Here is a 15175-nt window from a genome sequence, read left to right as displayed (position 1 = left end):
TGTCTGGGCTTTCACAAAGGCTCAGGCATCACCCGTTCCAGCCGCGCTGAGGACGGTTGGAAGAATGGCCGGATGTTCACCGAGAGCGCCATCGCCGTATCCACCGAACCCGCCGTCGACCTGTTCGTCGCGCAGACCCCCGGCCCCGCCGATCGCACCCTGCTGGTGATCCACGGAGGCCCCGACTGGGACCACACCTACCTGCGCGAGCCCCTCGCCGAACTCGCCGACCGGCACCGGGTGGTCCTGCCGGACCTGCGCGGCTGCGGACGCTCCACCCGCGGCCTCGCCGACGACCAGTACACCCCCGCCGCAGCCACCGATGATCTCATCGTCCTGCTGGACACGCTGGGCGTCTCACAGGCCGACGTCCTCGGCTTCTCCTACGGCGGCCTGATCGCCCAGCGCCTGACCCTGGCCGCACCCAAGCGAGTCCGACGCCTGGTGATCGCCTCCAGCAGCGTTCTGCCGGTGCCTCCCGACGCCTTCGACGGCTGGAGCGAACGCGAGGAACGACTCGCCGCCGAAGTCGCCGCGTGGTCCGACCCCGACCTGTCAGGCCCCGACCTCACCCGCGCGGCGGCGTTCGCCTCGGCGGCGGCGAACGTCTGGCGCCCGGACGTCCTGCCCGCCTACCTGGAGCGCCTGGCGGGCGTCCACTTCTCCGCCGAGTGGATGCGTCCCCTGCAGACTGGAACCCTGCCCGCCGCCCGTCACCAGGATACGATCCAGCGGCTCGTCGCCCTCGACATTCCGCTGCTCCTACTCCACGGCCGACAGGACATGACCTTCCCCGCGGCCCTGGCCGAAGACGCCGCGCGACTGATCCCTACTGCCCGCGCCGTGGTGATCGAGGAAGCGGGCCACATGACCCACATCGACCAGCCCCGCATATGGCTCGACACCATCGCGGACTTCCTGTCCTGATCGACCTACCGGATAACGTGCACGAGTCATGTACCGGTCGACGACACATTCACCCAGGTCGCCGATCCCCGTTGTGGATCGCTCTACCGGATAATGGCCTATTATCCGGTAGGTTGGCGACGAGAGCGGAATTGTCGGTACCCATTGCGACACTCAACCTGTCCGATAACAAGACGTAGTTGCACGGCTACGAGCAGCAGGCGAGGCGACGACCGACGACGGCGAGCACCCCAGCTACTTCAGCCCCTCGGTCCTGGCCGACGAGGTCCGGCTGGCCCGGTGGCAGTTCGAGCGCGCCGAGGCGGCCGGCATGTTGCCCAAACCGGGACACGCCCGCGGTTGGTTGCCCGACCAGCTTGACGAGATGCGCCAACTGGTGCCCACGATCGTCAAGAAGGTCGGCGCCGAGCACCCGATCGGCGCCGACCGGTGCGCGGATCGGCTCGGCGAGCGCCTTGGCCTGGACGTCGAGCCCGCCGACATCAGCACCCTCGCCGAGGCGGGCCACCTGGCCGTGGCCGACGTGTTCGAGAAGAAGGGCCGCTCCTACGACCTGTACGCACTGGCGGACATCGACGCCTTGACTCCCGGGCAGGTGCGGCTGGTGATCGAGAAGCGGGCCGCGTGGGCTGGACCGGTCGCTGTCCCTCGACGAAGCCGCGGAATCGCTGGGCTGGCACTACCGCGAGCTAGCCGGGCGTCCCGTCGCGCTCGCTTCGTCGGGCGAGGCGCTGGGCTTGCCCGTTGTGCACATCGCTGACCCACTCCCAGCCAGGCTTAGCCGATGGGCCGACCCGCGGGTCACTGGGAACATGGCCCTCACGCAAGGCGAGCACGTACGCCCGATCCCGCTCGATCCGTGCGTGTACCTCATCAGCTCCGCCGACTGATCCGTGGCCAGGGACAACGACATCGACATCGTCTGCCACACCCTCCAGCAGCCGCAGCGCGGCGAGGTAGTCCTCGATCGGGTCAGCGGTGCCGTTCAAGTCGAGCATCGGAATCAAGACATCAGAGAGCATGTCGCCGGCGACGAGAACCCCGCGTTCTTCGATGAACAGCGCCGCATGGCCCGGTGCATGCGCTTGATGCTCGATGATCCGGACTTGAGGGCCATCCCACGGAATCCGCGCCGTCTCAGCGGGCAGGGCTGTGATGAGGCCGTACAGGTCCAGCGGGACCTGCTCGGCGATGCCCGTCGGTTCCAGGTGGGCGGTTATCTCGGCCTTCGCACCCGGGTCGGACAGCTGATCCCGGACAGTGGCCGCGCAGCGCGCCGTGCCGTAACGAGGGGCCGCGCCGAGCTGGGCGTGCCAGAGTAGGTGATCCCAATCCGGATGCGTCGAGAAGCCCGCCACAACGGTCTGGCCCAAATGGAACAGGTCGCTCGCGAGGCAGGCCATTTCGTGGTCCTGCACCCCGGGGTCGATAAGCAACACGCCGGCGCGGCCTTGCACGACAACGGCGTTGCTCTGCACGAACTCGCTCTCGTGGACCAGCACGCCCTCCGCGACCTGCCTCAGCACGGTGGCCCCTTCCGCTTGTGATTTGCAACCGCTCGTCGAGACGGTAGTACCTGGCGGTGGTAGATTGCAAGCACTATGGGCGAAGCGAATGAGCTGCGGTCGGAGTGCCCGATCAACGCCGCCATCGAGGTGTTCGGGGATCGCTGGAGCCTGATCGTCCTCCGCGACATCGTCTTCGGAGACCGCCGCTATTTCCGAGAGCTGCAGGCCAACTCAATCGAGGGGATCGCCTCAAATATTCTCGCCGACCGACTCAAGCGACTCGTCAAGTCGGGACTGCTCACCCGCGAGGACACACGACCCGGCCAGCGGGCACGCTACAGCCTGACCGAACCCGCGATCCAACTCGTACCCGTGTTCGCGCAGCTGGGCAGCTGGGGACTTCGCCACCGACCCACGAGCAGCGCGCTGAACGCTCGCGCCGTGCTGCTTGAACAAGGCGGCCCCGCGCTCTGGCAAGAGTTCATGGACGAGCTTCGCCGCGAGCACCTTGGCTCCAAACTCCCAGCGCGATCACCGAGTGTTCGCGAGCGCCTGAACGCGGCCTACCTCGCTGCCACCAACTCCTCGTAGCTGCCAGGCCGTCGGCCATGGCCCAAGGCGCCAACCGACGTCGCCCGAGATGATGTCTCACATAGGAACGGCATACGGGACACTCCGCGCGGCCGCCCGAGTGCGCAAGATTCGTGTCGATGTCCTAAGTCGTGTGCACGGCTGTCGCGGAACCTTGGTTTTGAGAGTGGCCGCTCGGCCCGTCAGGCGGAGGGTCCGCCGGGGAACAGGGCGCGCGGTTCGAGGTCCAGCCGAGTGGTCGGCACCGCGTCGGGTGGGTCCAGGTCGAGCACGAGGTCGCCGAGCCGGCGAATGGTATGCGTGATGTACGGGGTGATGGTGGCCAGGTCATCGTGGTCGACCGGGTGCCCCTCGGTGGCCAGCGCGTTCGCCGCGTCGATGATGTCCAGCGCGGTGGATTGAACTCCTCCCCGGCCTGAAGGCCGGAGACTCTCCCGTCGCATCGCGGTCAAGCGGCGCGCGGGGGTTGACGCTTCACCGACCGGGTAACCCCGAGGTCTCCACGTCCTGACACCGGCGTTCCGACGGCGTTGTTGATATTGATCGCGGCGTTGGTATCGGCATGGCCGACCCAACCGCACACGGGGTTGGTACAGGCGAACACGGTTCTGTCGCGGCCGGCCGCATCACGGTGACCGCATCGGTGGCACGTCTGTGAGGTGCCCGGGGCGGGAACCTTGACGACCTGTCCGCCCCGGTCGGCACTCTTGTATTCGAGCAGGGTGACGGTCCGGCCCCACGCCTCGCCGCTGATCGACCGGTTCAGCCCCGCCTTCTGTGCGACGTTCACGCCGGGGCCTCGACCGTGCCCTTGGCCGAGCGGACCATGTTCGTAATCTTCAGGTTCTCCACCTTGATCACGCTGAAGGCGTCGGCGAGTTCGGTGGTGGTCTGGTGCTGCCAGTCGACGGCTCGGCGCTTGGCTCTCGCGCGCAGCCGGGCGATCTGATCGTAGGTACGCTGCTCCCGCCCCGAGGGGCGGGTCTTCTTCGGCCGGGCCGCACGCCGGCGAGCCGACGTCTTCTCCAGCCGGCGCAGGTGTTCTTTCTCCCCCTGCGTGAGCCAGGGTGCGTGCTCACGCATCGTGCCGTCCGACAGGGCCAGCGCGACGGTGAGGCCCCGGTCGATCCCGACCGTGTGGCCCGGGTGCGCGGCCGGAGCCGGCGCGAGGAGAATTTGGGTACGGAACACCACCTGCCAGCCGTGAGCATCCTTGACCAGCCGCGCTCCCGTGATCTGTCCGGCGGGGCCGCCCCTGGTGAGGCCGGGCAGGTCCTTGGTCCAGCGAAACCGCACCCGCCCGACCTTGGGCAGATTGAGCGCGCCCCAGCGCCGGTTGACCCGCTTGATCTGCAGATCGCGGGCTTAGGGGACGTCCACGGCCAACCGGGACCGCACCCGGCCCTTGAACGTGGGCCGCCGGGCGGGGTGGTCGGGGTTGAAGAAATTCGCCCACGCCTGCCGATACGTCTTCAACACCGCCTGGGCGGCCTGGGCGGGCAGTTGTCCCATCCAGTCGATCTCGCGGCGGGCTGTCCGGATCGCCGCGTCGCAGTCCTTGACCGTCGCGAACCGGCCCTGGCGGAAGGTGAAGTACTCATGCAGCAGGTCCAACGAGGCAGCTCGCTGACCCTCATCAAGAAACACGGAGAATCAGCGGACGGTTTCTATGCCTAGACTGGCCACTTGCGGAACCAGGCGGATGGGAGAGCGGCAGTGGCGATGAGCGCCTTCGACGACCCACCCGCCGAGGTGCTGACCGAGGCTGCTGCGGTGTTCGGGCTGCTGGCCTCGCCCGCGCGGTTGCACATCGTGTGGGTCCTGGCGCAGAGCGAGTGCGACGTGAGCGGGCTGGCCGAGCGGGTGGGCGGCGCGCTTCCCGCGGTCAGCCAGCACCTGGCGAAGCTGAAGCTGGCCGGGCTGGTGCGGTCGCGCCGCGAGGGGCGCCGCGTGGTCTACCTGGTCGACGACCAGGACATCGTGACCATGGTCCAGTGGCTGATGGGACGGCTGGCAGAGCGGGTCGGCCGCCCCGAGGCGGTGGGGCGCTTCCGTGGTCTGGGCGCCTGAGGCCCAGGCATCCCCGCCGCGGGATCTGCGGGGCGACGGGCTGCCTGATCGCCTTTCCCCCGCCCATATCTCCGGGCTCACTCTTCTGGAGGTGCTGCGCCTGCTGGAAAGCGGGCCGCGAGGGCTGACGGAGGCGCGGGCCGAGGAGCGCCTGCTGCTGTACGGCGAGAACAGCATCGCCGCTCAGCGGCCGGCCTCCTGGCCCCGGCGGCTGGCCCATAGTTTCCGGGACCCCTTCACGTTGGTGCTGCTCTGCCTCGGGCTGGTTTCGGCGATCATCGCCTCGTGGGGTACGGCCTGCGTCATCATGATGCTGGTCGTGGTCAGCTGCGTGTTGAGGTCCAACGGGGAATACCGGGCAGACCGTTCGACGGCGGCGCTGCGCAGGCTGGTGGCCACCACGGCGACGGTGCAGCGGCGACTCGACGAGCACAGCCCACCCCTGGACAGGGAGATTCCCGTCGACCAGCTGGTGCCAGGCGACGTGATCAAGCTCGGGCCCGGCGACCTGGTCCCTGCCGATCTGCGGCTGCTGCGATCCAGCGGCCTGACAGTCCACCAGGCGGCGCTGACCGGCGAGTCCGTCCCCGTGGCCAAGCGAGCGGTCGACGTTCCCGAGGGCGAAGAGCAGGGTCACCTGTGCTGGCAGGGCAGCAGCGTGGCCTCCGGGAGCGCCCTCGCGGTAATCGTGGCCACCGGTGCCGGCACCCGCTTCGTCGGTGCCCATCAGACGACCGTACGCAGACTGTCGGCCTTCGACCGCTCGGTGAACGGGATCTCCTGGATCCTGGTCCGGCTGATGCTGCTCATCCCGCCGCTCGCCCTCGTGGCCAACACCGTCTTCCACGGTCGTGGTCTGGAGGCCATGCCGTTCGCCGCCGCCGTGGCGGTCGGTCTGACGCCCGAGATGCTGCCCGTCATCGTCACCACGGCGCTGGCCAGGGGGGCCGCCGCCCTCGCGCGGGGCCGAGGCGTGATCGTCAAACGGTTGCCCGCCCTGCATGATCTCGGCGCGGTCGACGTTCTGTGTATGGACAAGACCGGCACCCTCACGCAGGACCGGCCCGTGTTCGACTGCTCCCTGGACCCGGCGGGCCGACCGGATCCCGAGGTGCTGCGCTGGGCGGCCGTCAGCAGCTTCTGGACGCTCCAGCTCGCTGACCTTCCCACACCTGACGCTCTGGACGAGGCGATCCTCCAGGCCGAGCCGGATCTCGGCGACTACGAGGGCGTGGACGTCCTGCCGTTCGATCCGCTGTGCCGCATCTCCTGCGCGGTCGTGCGGCATCCGGCCCGCCCTGCCACGCACGTTGTGGTGGTCAAGGGGGCCGTCGAGGACGTGCTGGAACGTTGCACCCGAACGCGGGAGGCCGACTTCGATCCGGCGGCCAGGCAGCGTGTGCGGGAGCTTGCCGAGCGGCTGTCCGGGAACGGACTGCGGGTGCTCGCCGTCGGGCTGGCCGAGCGGCCCGCTTCCCACCGCCCCGTCGACGAGCATGAACTGACCTTCGTCGGTTTCGTCGGGCTGCTCGACGGGCTCGCGCCCGATGCCGCGGACGCGCTGACCGATCTCGCTGGGCGCGGAGTCGCGATCAAGATTCTCACCGGTGACCATCCGTCCACCGCAGCCCGCGTCTGCCAGGACCTGGGTCTCGACCCGGGCGCGGTTGTCACCGCGGGGAGCCTCGACGGTCTCAACGACGAGGCTCTGGCCGACCTCGCCCGCCAGACGACCGTCTTCGCCCGCTGCACGCCCGCGCACAAGGCCCGGCTGGTGCGGGCCCTGCGGGCAGGCGGGCACACGACCGGCTTCCTCGGCGACGGCGTGAACGATCTGCCCGCCATGCAGGCCGCCGATGTCGGCATCTGCCCACGCGACGCGGTGGACGTGACGCGCGAGGCCGCCGACGTGGTGCTGGCCACCAAGGACCTCACGGCCATCGACCAGGCGATCGTGGTCGGACGGCGCAGCACCGGCAACATCGCCACGTACCTGCGGGTCGTCCTGTCCTCCAACTTCGGCAACGTCATCGCGATGCTCGGAGCCGGGCTGCTGCTGCCCTTCCTGCCCATGCTTCCCGCCCAGGTGCTGGTGCAGAACCTCTGCTTCGACGCCGCCCAGCTGGCGTTCGCCTTCGACCGGGCCGACCCCGCCCTCATGCGCCGTCCCGCTCAGCTGCGGCCACGCGGCATCCTGCGCTTCATCGCCGCCTTCGGTCTGCTCAACACGACCGCTGACCTGGCCACGTTCGCCATATTGCAGTGGGTCGTGCCCGAGGCTGCCCAGGTGGGCGGCCAGGAGGCCTTCCACACGGGCTGGTTCATCGAGAACCTGCTCACCCAGGCTCTGATCATGCTGTTGCTCCGGCCGCACTGGCAGGTGTCACGGCCGCTGTGGGCGGCGACGGGCGCGCTGGCCGCCGTGGGCCTGCTTCTGCCGCTCTCGCCGCTGGCTCCCGCGCTCGGCCTGACCACTCTGCCCGTCACGTACTACCTGCTCCTCATGATCGTAATGACGGTGTACGGCGGGGTGCTCGTGGTGCTCAGCCGTACGAGAGATTGGAGCGGAGATCGTCGTCGGCCGAGCGGGCCTCACCGCTGAGAGTCGAGGGCGGCGCGGTGGGGGCGGGGCTGTTCACGCACGTCGTGCCCAGGGCGACTGTGATGCCGGGTTGTGGTGAGTGCGCTCATGCTTATCTCTCCTCCGGACGATCGCCGCCAGTTGTATAGTTGCGCAATGTAGCAACCGTTGTGGCGGGAGGTGGACATGCGGACAGCGGCTCACCCTCGTGGCGGGACGCAGCGGATGGTTACTGTCATGCTGTGGGCACTGATGTGCCTGCTCGACCTCTACGAGTTGACGCTGACCGGCTTCTAACCGGCGCAGGAGCCGGAAAGCCGGCCGGTCTTGGACACCGGTGCGCAGGTAGGGGCTGAGGGGGGCGCGGCGCCACCTTCGGCTGGATCGAGTCGGCGACGTCGCGAGGCCAGGATCCGGCCATGAAAGAGTACGGCGAAGAGGACACGATCGAGAGGGCACGGCTCGGTGCAGAGCATGCATGCAGAAGTAAAGGCAGGCCACTCACTGATCCGCAGGGTCATCGTGCCACTGGTCTCCCTGACCCTCGCGGCGGTGCTCATCTCGTTTCTGCCGAGCATCGCGGGCACCACCTGGGGGCAGCTCTACGACCGGTTCGCGCAGGTCGGCTGGGGCACGGTGGCCGTACTGACGGCCCTGTGGGCTGCCGGGCTCTGGGCGTACACGTTCGTACTCAGCGCCTCGCTTCCCGGGCTGAGCAAGTGGCGGGCACTGCTGATCAACTGCGTCGGCAGCGGTGTCAGCAACGTGCTCCCGTTCGGTGGCGCCGTGGGCGTGGCCATGACGTTCGCGATGACGACGACGTGGGGTTTCAAGCGCCAGCCGGTGGTGGTGTCGACGGTGGTGACGGGCGTGTGGAACATGCTCTCGCGCTTCCTGCTGCCCGCCGTAGGGCTTATCTGCCTGCTCGGTGCCGGACAGGTGCCTGACCACCGGCTGGCCGTGGCCGCCGGCACCGGTGGCGCCCTGCTGCTCGGAATCGTGGCGCTCCTGTCCGCAGCGCTCTACCGCGAGCACGTGGCCGACCTGCTCGGCCGGGGTATGGACCGGGTGATCGGGGCGTTGCCGATCAAACGGAAGCGACGTATGCGGGAGCTGCTGCTCGACCTGCGCCACTCCACGATCGAGATCACTCGCACCAGGTGGCCGCGGCTCACGCTCGGCATGATCGCCTACATGGGACTGCAGTGTGTGCTGTTCATCGGCTGCCTGCAGGCCACCGGCAGCGAGATCGCAATCCCCGAGGCGATCGCCGCGTTCGCGGTCAACCGGGTGCTGACCACGGCTGTGATCACGCCTGGGGGTTCCGGGATCAGCGAGTCGGCCACCGTGCTGGCACTCCTCGGTTTCGGCGTGGCCCCGGCGGCGGCCACGGCCTCCGTGCTGCTGTTCTGGATATTCGCTCACCTGATCGAGATCCCGGTGGGCTGGCTGGCCTGGACCGTATGGTCGCTGACCACCTGGAAGCGGCCGTGAAGCCTCGTCAGGTGCTGACGCTCGCTACCAAGTCAGCCACCTTCTTGATAAATTACTTGCGCAAGTCGGCATGTGTTTGGTGGCGGTACGGCCTGCGGGCAGTGCTGGTGCCGTAGAGGCAAGGGGAGGCACAGCGGATGTTCAGTGGTGGGCTCAGTCCAACACATTGGCTGATCGTCGCGGTGGTGGTGGTCCTGCTGTTCGGATCAAAGAAACTGCCCGACACGGCCAGATCCCTTGGCCGGTCGCTGCGGATCTTCAAGGCGGAGACGACCAAGCTGCACGAGCCGGAACCGTCGATCGAGGAGCAGGCCCGGGAACTGGAGGATCGGGCGGCGCAACTGCGTGCGCAGGGCGCGGAGCAGCGGAATCAGCAGAAAATTCAGGGGCCGGATCGAGCGCAATGATCCGTGCGGCTTCTTCTGCGTTGACACGATCTTCTTCAAGACCATGAGCGGCTCCTCAGCCTCCGGGCCTCCGGGATCCGCGGCACCGTCCGCGCAGGGCGGGATCGGTGCTCCATGCCCAGGACCCCGGTGATTCGCCGATTCCGTCGCTGCCCGGCTCAGGAACAGAAGTCCGAGATGGTGTCGGTGAGGATGCCGGTCAGGAGGTGCAGGGAGGCGATGTCGGCCCATTCGGTGGCGGCGTGGGCTCCTGCGCCATCGACGCCGATGAGCAGGCAGGGGATTCCGGCGCGGTCCAGGAGGGCGCAGTCGGTCCAGAAGGGTTCGGCACGGATGATGGGCGGATGCCCGAGCGCCCGCTCCGCGTGGCGGAGCACGGTGCGCACGACGGGTGAGTGCGGGTCGGCTTCGAACGGCTCGCGATGCAGGCCGGGGTGCAGGTGGTAGCGGAAGCCGGGGACCGTGGCGGTGAGGTCGTCGAGGATGCCGGTGAGTTCTGCCTGCACGGTCTGGGCGTTCTCACCGGGGACGGTACGGCGCTCGATGGTGATCTGGCAGCGTGCCGGGTAGGTCGAGGCTTCCTCACCGCCGTGGATGACGGAGGCGTGCACGGTGCCGGTGCCCAGTAGCGCGTGTGGCGGGGCTTGAGCGAGGTGGTGCCCCCAGGCCTCGAGGGCGACGAGGAAGTGGCCGGCCTTCGCGATGGCGTCGATGCCCAGCTCGGGGCGTGATCCGTGGGCGGCGCGGCCTTCGATGACCACGTCGAACCAGGCGAAGCCCTTGTGGGCGAGTGTCACTTCGAGGTGGCTCGGCTCGGTGACGATGGCCGCGTCGGCGGTGAAGGAGTCCAGCACCTCCTCGGTCCCGGAACTGGCGTGTTCCTCGTCGGCGACGCAGGCCAGGATGATGTCGCCGCGGAGCGGCCCTCGCTCGACGGCGCGAGCCGCGGCCGTCAGCATGGCCGCGACACCGCTCTTCATGTCGAAGGCGCCCCGCCCGAAGATCTTTCCGTCGTGTGTCCGTGGATCGAGCGGGTCGCCGTCGTAGTCGGCGAGACTGACGGTGTCGAGGTGCCCGTTGAGCATCAGCGACCTTCCGCCACCCGTACCGCGGGCTACGGCGACGATCGACGGGCGGCCGGGGCGCTTTTCCAGGCGGTGGATTTCGAATCCGCGCGTGGTGAGCCATGCGCCGCAGAAATCGGCGATCGCGGTCTCACCCGCGCCCCCCGGCACGAGACCGGGGTTGACGGAGTCGATGGCGATGAGACGGGCGAGAAGCCGGACAGGGTCTTCGCTGGCTGAGGGCACGGTGTCCTTCTGTTCAATTCTGGTCGGCGAGGCGCAGCAGGGTCGTGGCCAGGACGTCGATGCCGTGCGCGCAGGCCTCGGGCGTGGAGTACTCGCGCGGGTTGTGGCTGATGCCGTCGTACTCGCCCCGCACGAAGATCATGGCGGTGGGGCAGAGCACGGCGATCTCCTGGGCGTCGTGGCCCGCTCCCGACAGCAGGGAGATGTGGGCGAGGCCGTGGTCGTCGGCGGCACGGGCGATGACCTTCTGCACGGTGTCGTCGAAGGGGACGTAGGCGGTCTTGGCCATCCGGCGGGTGGAGATGCTCAGGCCGTTCTCTTCCAGCGTGCGGAGGAAGGCCGCAAGGTCCTGCTCGGCGCGGGCCATGTGAGTGTCGTCGGGGTTGCGCAGGTCGACGGTCAGCTCCGCGCGGGCCGGGACGATGTTGGTCAGGTCCGGATGGACGGCCAGGTATCCGACGGTGGCGCGCAGGTCATCGTAGGAGCCGGAATCGACCATGGCGCGCAGATGGACGATGATCTGGGCCGCAGCCAGTCCGGCGTCGGCGCGTAGTTCGGTGGGAGTGGTGCCGGCGTGGGCGGCGCGGCCGTGGATGATGATCTCCTGCCAGGAGATGCCCTGGACGCCGGTGACGACGCCGATCTCGACCCCGGCCTGGGCCAGGACGGGGCCCTGCTCGATGTGGCATTCCACATAGGCGTGCGGCGGATCGAGCCGCTCACCGGCCAGGCCGACGAAGCCGGTGCGGGCCAGTTCGGCGCCGAGGGTGGCGCCGTCGCGGTCGGTCAGGGCGTGGGCGTAGTCCAGGGTCAGGCGGTTGGCGGCGACCGCGCTGCCGAGCATGTCGGTGCCGAAGCGGACGCCCTCCTCCTCGGTGAAGACCGCGACCTCGATCGGGCGGCGGGTGGTGATGCCGCGCTCGTTGAGCGTGCGGAGCACCTCGATGCCACCCAGGACACCCAGGCAGCCGTCGAACGCACCCGCGGTGGCGACGCTGTCGATGTGCGAGCCGGTCAGCACGGGCCGGGCCTCGGGGTCGGCGCCGTCCCGACGCCCGTAGATGTTGCCCATCTTGTCGATGCGCACGGTCAGTCCGGCCTGCTCCATCCAGGAGATGACCAGGCGCCGTCCGGCCGCGTCGGCGTCGGTCAGCGCCAGGCGGTTCACCCCACGCAGCCCGGTGCGTTCATCGTCGTAGGCGCCGATCTCGGCCAGGTCCATCAGGGACCGCCACAGGCGGTCGCGGTTGACCGTGATGATGTCGGTCATGTTGTCTCCTCCAGGGCGTGCGGGTTGGCGGCGGCGCCTTCGGTGCTCAGCAGGACGATGATCGTGTGGGATCCAACGTCCAGGGCGGCACGGCGCTCGGCGTTTCCGGTGCCGGTCAGCGCGGCCCGGACGCCGGCCAGGGAGGCGGCGCCGCAGGGGCCGGAGGACACGCCGAGGGTCGCCAGGTCGCGGACCGCGGCGGCGCTGTCGGCATCGGTGACCGCCACCGCGGCGTCCAGACCGTCACGCAGGTACGGCCAGGCAAGACTGGAGAGCGTGCCGCAGTTCAGACCCGCCATGGTCGTGACACCGGTCTCCACGCTGACCGGCCGCCGCCGGGTCAGGCTCGCCAGAACGCAGGCCGCGGTGTCGGGCTCCACTGACAGCAGGGCGGGGGCCGGCGGGCGGCTGCGGTAGTGCGTGACGGCGGCCTGGGCCAGCGAACCCACCCCTGCCGGGACGACGACCAGCCCGGGCGAGCCGGCATCACTCAACTGCGCGTCGATCTCGGCGAAGAGGGTGGAATAGCCCTCGACGATCCAGCCGGGGATCTGCTCGTAGCCGGGCCAGGCCATGTCCTGGACGAGCACGGCATCCGGCTCGTCCGCGGCTGTGGCCGCCTGCCGTACGGTCTCGTCATAGCTCCCGCGGATCCGCGTCACCCGCGCGCCTTCGGCGGTGATGGCGGCGACGGCCGACCCGTGCACGCCGTCGGGGACGAAGATGTGGGCGCGGTGCCCAAGTAAGCGGGCCATCCGGGCCACGGCGCGGCCGTGGTTACCGTCGGTGGCGGTGACCAGCCGTACGCGGGCTTCGGGCGGTCGCCGCGACAGGGCCCGGTGGATCGCCCAGGAGGCGCCCAGTGCCTTGAACGCGGGCAGGTCCAGGCGGGAGGACTCGTCCTTGACGAACACCCGGCCGACACCGAGATCCCCGGCGAGGGCGGGAAGTTCGGTCAGCGGGGTGGGCCCGTAGCCGGGCAGGCCCGCGTGGAAGTCCCGCACGCCGGCCGGAGCTGGAGCGCAGGTCCAGAGCCGGGCCGCAGGTCGCGTGAACCACGGCGGACCGCTCGGTGCACCGGTAGAAGGGATCACCATCACACACCCAAGGTGCCATCCCACCCTATCTTCGATCCAGCGAATGTTTTCGACTAGTATTCATCAGGAAAACCGACTGATAGAGGGCCCGTGTTCGACCTGCACCGGCTGCGCCTGCTGCGCGAGCTCAAGCACCGCGGCACGCTCGCGGCGGTCGCCGCAGCCCTGTCCTACAGCCCTTCCACGGTCTCCCAGCAACTGTCATTACTGGAATCGGAGGCCGGTGTCCCGCTCCTGGAGCCCGTGGGCCGACGCGTGCGGCTCACCCCGCAAGCCGAGATCCTCGTCGCCCATACCGAGGCGGTCCTGGAACGGCTGGAGCAGGCCGAGGCCGACATCGCCACCTCCCTGACCGATCTGACCGGCACCCTGCATGTCGCCTCCTTCCAGACCGCGGCCCTGTCCCTGCTGCCGACCGCGCTGACCCTGCTGCGCGACGCCCACCCCCGCCTGCGGGTCCAGGTCACCCAGATGGAGCCGGAACGGGCGCTGCCGGCGCTGTTAGCCCGCGACTTCGACCTGGTCATCGCCGAGGAGTACCCGGGCAACCCGAACACCAGGCCCGCCGAACTGGAGCAGGAGGACCTGCGCGAGGACCTGTTGCGGCTGGCCCAGCCCCAGGCCGCGGCCCCGGCTGGCCCACGGGATGCGCTGCGGGCACTGGCCGACCAGCCGTGGGTCATGGAACCGGAGGGCACCGCCGCCCGGCACTGGTCGATGACCCTGTGCCGCAACGCGGGCTTCGAACCCGACGTGCGGTTCGAGTCCACCGACATCCTCTTCCACGTGCGGCTGGTCGAGCAGGGCCACGCCGCCGCACTGCTCCCCGACCTCGTGTGGTGCGGTCGCCCGCCGACCGTCGCCTTGAGCCCGCTCCCGCGCGGCTGGCAGGCACGCCGGATCTTCACCGCCGTGCGCCGCGGGCGCAGCGGGCATCCCGCCGTCCAGGTCTGCCGGCAAGCCCTCCGGCAGGCGGATCACTCGCCGTGAGATCCCGCCCATGAGAACCCGCGAAGCGGGTCAGTGTGTTGCCTGTGATGCTCAGGGATGGCTGCGGTCAGGCACCGCCCGCGACGGGGATGACGACGATGGGGCAGACCGCGTGGTGGAGCAGCGAGTGGCTCACCGACCCGAGGAGCATCCCGGCGACGCCGCCGCGCCCGCGGGACCCCACCACCAGTAGACCGGCCCGGGTGGAGGCTCTCCTCAACACATCCACCGGATGCCCCCGCTCGATGCGCTCCACGAGTTTGACGTCGGGATAGCGCTCCCTCTGGCCCGTGACCACCTCGGCCAGCAGGAGCCGTCTCGCGCCGGCCTTGTCGATCGCGGCCGGCATGACCTCGGACCTGAAGCCGGCGACGGGTTCACCCCAGGCGTGCACGGCGTGCAGTTCGGCGCCGCGCAGATCGGCCTCGGCGAAGGCGAACTCGATCGCCGCCGCGCAGCCTGGCGAGCCGTCGACACCGACGACCACCTCGTTGCGCGGCTGTGCGCGCCCTTCGCGGACGACGACCACGGGGCAGGTCGCCTGACCGGACACACCCAGCGCGACCGAGCCGAGCAGCAGCCCCCGGAAACCGTCCAGCCCGTGGCTGCCGACCACCAGAAGCTCCGCGTCCTTCGAGGCCCTGATCAGGCTGAGCCGGGGGTCTCCCCACAGCAGTTCGGTCTCCACCTCGATCCGGGGCATCTGGCTGTGAGCCCGCCTCAGTGCGTCCGCCAGCACGGACGTGGCGCTCTCACGCACCAGACGGCCCGCGTACGCGTAGGGGGCGTCCTCTGGCGCTTTGTAAGCCCAGGTGGGCACAGCGTTCACGATGCGCACTCCGGCACCACGCATATCGGCTTCGCGCATCGCCCAGTTCACAGCCCTCAGACCGGCTCGCGAACCGTCGACCCCAATCACGATCATGCCGT

At 69.4% G+C, this 15175-nt stretch carries 17 protein-coding genes; 8 read left to right on the top strand and 9 right to left on the bottom strand.

Going from position 1 to position 15175, the window contains the following annotated elements; genetic code table 11:
• The first annotated feature begins 72 nt into the window (after window positions 1–72).
• Both ACIN94_RS10915 and ACIN94_RS10910 read left to right on the top strand, forming a co-directional pair.
• Window positions 73–927 (top strand): alpha/beta fold hydrolase, encoded by an 855-nt coding sequence (locus ACIN94_RS10915; RefSeq protein WP_400702856.1) that lies wholly within the window; start codon window positions 73–75, stop codon window positions 925–927.
• Between the two features lie 310 nt (window positions 928–1237).
• The gene (locus tag ACIN94_RS10910) at window positions 1238–1687 is read left to right on the top strand and encodes a hypothetical protein (protein ID WP_400702853.1); all 450 of its coding nucleotides are present in this window, start codon (window positions 1238–1240) and stop codon (window positions 1685–1687) included.
• Here ACIN94_RS10910 and ACIN94_RS10905 read toward each other — a convergent pair.
• Window positions 1617–2453 carry an MBL fold metallo-hydrolase gene (locus tag ACIN94_RS10905; RefSeq protein ID WP_400702850.1) on the bottom strand — a complete coding sequence of 279 codons (837 nt, stop codon included), beginning with the start codon at window positions 2451–2453 and terminating at the stop codon, window positions 1617–1619. The two genes, ACIN94_RS10910 and ACIN94_RS10905, sit on opposite strands and share 71 nt — an antisense overlap.
• Window positions 2454–2528: 75 nt before the next feature.
• Between ACIN94_RS10905 and ACIN94_RS10900 the strand changes: the two genes are divergently transcribed.
• Window positions 2529–3026 (top strand): winged helix-turn-helix transcriptional regulator, encoded by a 498-nt coding sequence (locus ACIN94_RS10900; RefSeq protein ID WP_400702847.1) that lies wholly within the window; start codon window positions 2529–2531, stop codon window positions 3024–3026.
• A gap of 182 nt (window positions 3027–3208) precedes the next feature.
• Here the strand turns inward: ACIN94_RS10900 and ACIN94_RS10895 are convergent, their stop codons facing one another.
• The 4 genes from ACIN94_RS10895 to ACIN94_RS10880 all read right to left on the bottom strand — a co-directional run bounded on the left by ACIN94_RS10895 (window position 3209) and on the right by ACIN94_RS10880 (window position 4640).
• Window positions 3209–3469 (bottom strand): hypothetical protein, encoded by a 261-nt coding sequence (locus tag ACIN94_RS10895; RefSeq protein WP_400702844.1) that lies wholly within the window; start codon window positions 3467–3469, stop codon window positions 3209–3211.
• 5 nt (window positions 3470–3474) lie between these two features.
• Window positions 3475–3816 (bottom strand): zinc ribbon domain-containing protein, encoded by a 342-nt coding sequence (locus ACIN94_RS10890; RefSeq protein WP_400702842.1) that lies wholly within the window; start codon window positions 3814–3816, stop codon window positions 3475–3477.
• Window positions 3813–4322 carry a transposase gene (locus ACIN94_RS10885; RefSeq protein ID WP_400702839.1) on the bottom strand — a complete coding sequence of 170 codons (510 nt, stop codon included), beginning with the start codon at window positions 4320–4322 and terminating at the stop codon, window positions 3813–3815. Before ACIN94_RS10885 ends, ACIN94_RS10890 begins: the two co-directional genes overlap by 4 nt.
• Window positions 4323–4391: 69 nt before the next feature.
• Window positions 4392–4640 (bottom strand): hypothetical protein, encoded by a 249-nt coding sequence (locus ACIN94_RS10880; RefSeq protein ID WP_400702836.1) that lies wholly within the window; start codon window positions 4638–4640, stop codon window positions 4392–4394.
• A gap of 108 nt (window positions 4641–4748) precedes the next feature.
• Between ACIN94_RS10880 and ACIN94_RS10875 the strand changes: the two genes are divergently transcribed.
• The 4 genes from ACIN94_RS10875 to tatA all read left to right on the top strand — a co-directional run bounded on the left by ACIN94_RS10875 (window position 4749) and on the right by tatA (window position 9578).
• Window positions 4749–5096, top strand: a complete 348-nt coding sequence (locus ACIN94_RS10875; protein ID WP_400703057.1) for an ArsR/SmtB family transcription factor — start codon at window positions 4749–4751, stop codon at window positions 5094–5096.
• The gene (gene mgtA / locus ACIN94_RS10870) at window positions 5080–7698 is read left to right on the top strand and encodes a magnesium-translocating P-type ATPase (RefSeq protein ID WP_400702833.1); all 2619 of its coding nucleotides are present in this window, start codon (window positions 5080–5082) and stop codon (window positions 7696–7698) included. The genes ACIN94_RS10875 and mgtA overlap by 17 nt, the downstream gene beginning before the upstream one ends.
• 453 nt (window positions 7699–8151) lie before the next feature.
• Window positions 8152–9171, top strand: a complete 1020-nt coding sequence (locus tag ACIN94_RS10865; RefSeq protein ID WP_400702830.1) for a YbhN family protein — start codon at window positions 8152–8154, stop codon at window positions 9169–9171.
• 137 nt (window positions 9172–9308) lie between these two features.
• Window positions 9309–9578, top strand: a complete 270-nt coding sequence (gene tatA, locus ACIN94_RS10860) for a Sec-independent protein translocase subunit TatA (protein WP_400702827.1) — start codon at window positions 9309–9311, stop codon at window positions 9576–9578.
• A gap of 158 nt (window positions 9579–9736) precedes the next feature.
• On the opposite strand, the gene ACIN94_RS10855 is transcribed toward tatA, so the two are convergent.
• The 3 genes from ACIN94_RS10855 to ACIN94_RS10845 are packed head-to-tail and all read right to left on the bottom strand — an operon-like array spanning window position 9737 to window position 13162.
• Window positions 9737–10888, bottom strand: a complete 1152-nt coding sequence (locus tag ACIN94_RS10855; RefSeq protein WP_400702824.1) for an ArgE/DapE family deacylase — start codon at window positions 10886–10888, stop codon at window positions 9737–9739.
• A gap of 13 nt (window positions 10889–10901) precedes the next feature.
• Window positions 10902–12158 carry a M20 family metallo-hydrolase gene (locus ACIN94_RS10850; RefSeq protein WP_400702822.1) on the bottom strand — a complete coding sequence of 419 codons (1257 nt, stop codon included), beginning with the start codon at window positions 12156–12158 and terminating at the stop codon, window positions 10902–10904.
• On the bottom strand, window positions 12155–13162 hold the full coding sequence (locus tag ACIN94_RS10845) for a diaminopropionate ammonia-lyase (RefSeq protein WP_400702820.1): 1008 nt from the start codon (window positions 13160–13162) through the stop codon (window positions 12155–12157). Before ACIN94_RS10845 ends, ACIN94_RS10850 begins: the two co-directional genes overlap by 4 nt.
• A gap of 183 nt (window positions 13163–13345) precedes the next feature.
• Between ACIN94_RS10845 and ACIN94_RS10840 the strand changes: the two genes are divergently transcribed.
• On the top strand, window positions 13346–14245 hold the full coding sequence (locus tag ACIN94_RS10840) for a LysR substrate-binding domain-containing protein (protein ID WP_400702817.1): 900 nt from the start codon (window positions 13346–13348) through the stop codon (window positions 14243–14245).
• Between the two features lie 67 nt (window positions 14246–14312).
• Here ACIN94_RS10840 and ACIN94_RS10835 read toward each other — a convergent pair whose 3' ends face one another.
• Window positions 14313–15170, bottom strand: coding sequence for a universal stress protein (locus ACIN94_RS10835; protein WP_400702814.1), 858 nt, complete (start codon window positions 15168–15170; stop codon window positions 14313–14315).
• Window positions 15171–15175 lie beyond the last annotated feature (5 nt).

Origin of the sequence: Streptosporangium sp. NPDC087985 (assembly GCF_044741965.1) — a bacterium.
Taxonomy (GTDB): domain Bacteria; phylum Actinomycetota; class Actinomycetes; order Streptosporangiales; family Streptosporangiaceae; genus Streptosporangium.
The sequence above is the reverse complement of the archived record's forward strand: the minus strand, read 5'-3'. Positions and strand labels throughout refer to the sequence as shown.

Coding starts and splice junctions, on each gene's coding strand:
- ACIN94_RS10915 (WP_400702856.1), top strand. CDS start 73: ATGTTCACCGAGAGCGCCATCGCCGTATCCACCGAACCCGCCGTCGAC.
- ACIN94_RS10910 (WP_400702853.1), top strand. CDS start 1,238: ATGTTGCCCAAACCGGGACACGCCCGCGGTTGGTTGCCCGACCAGCTT.
- ACIN94_RS10900 (WP_400702847.1), top strand. CDS start 2,529: ATGGGCGAAGCGAATGAGCTGCGGTCGGAGTGCCCGATCAACGCCGCC.
- ACIN94_RS10895 (WP_400702844.1), bottom strand. CDS start 3,469: ATGCGACGGGAGAGTCTCCGGCCTTCAGGCCGGGGAGGAGTTCAATCC.
- ACIN94_RS10875 (WP_400703057.1), top strand. CDS start 4,749: ATGAGCGCCTTCGACGACCCACCCGCCGAGGTGCTGACCGAGGCTGCT.
- ACIN94_RS10865 (WP_400702830.1), top strand. CDS start 8,152: ATGCATGCAGAAGTAAAGGCAGGCCACTCACTGATCCGCAGGGTCATC.
- tatA (WP_400702827.1), top strand. CDS start 9,309: ATGTTCAGTGGTGGGCTCAGTCCAACACATTGGCTGATCGTCGCGGTG.
- ACIN94_RS10850 (WP_400702822.1), bottom strand. CDS start 12,158: ATGACCGACATCATCACGGTCAACCGCGACCGCCTGTGGCGGTCCCTG.
- ACIN94_RS10835 (WP_400702814.1), bottom strand. CDS start 15,170: ATGATCGTGATTGGGGTCGACGGTTCGCGAGCCGGTCTGAGGGCTGTG.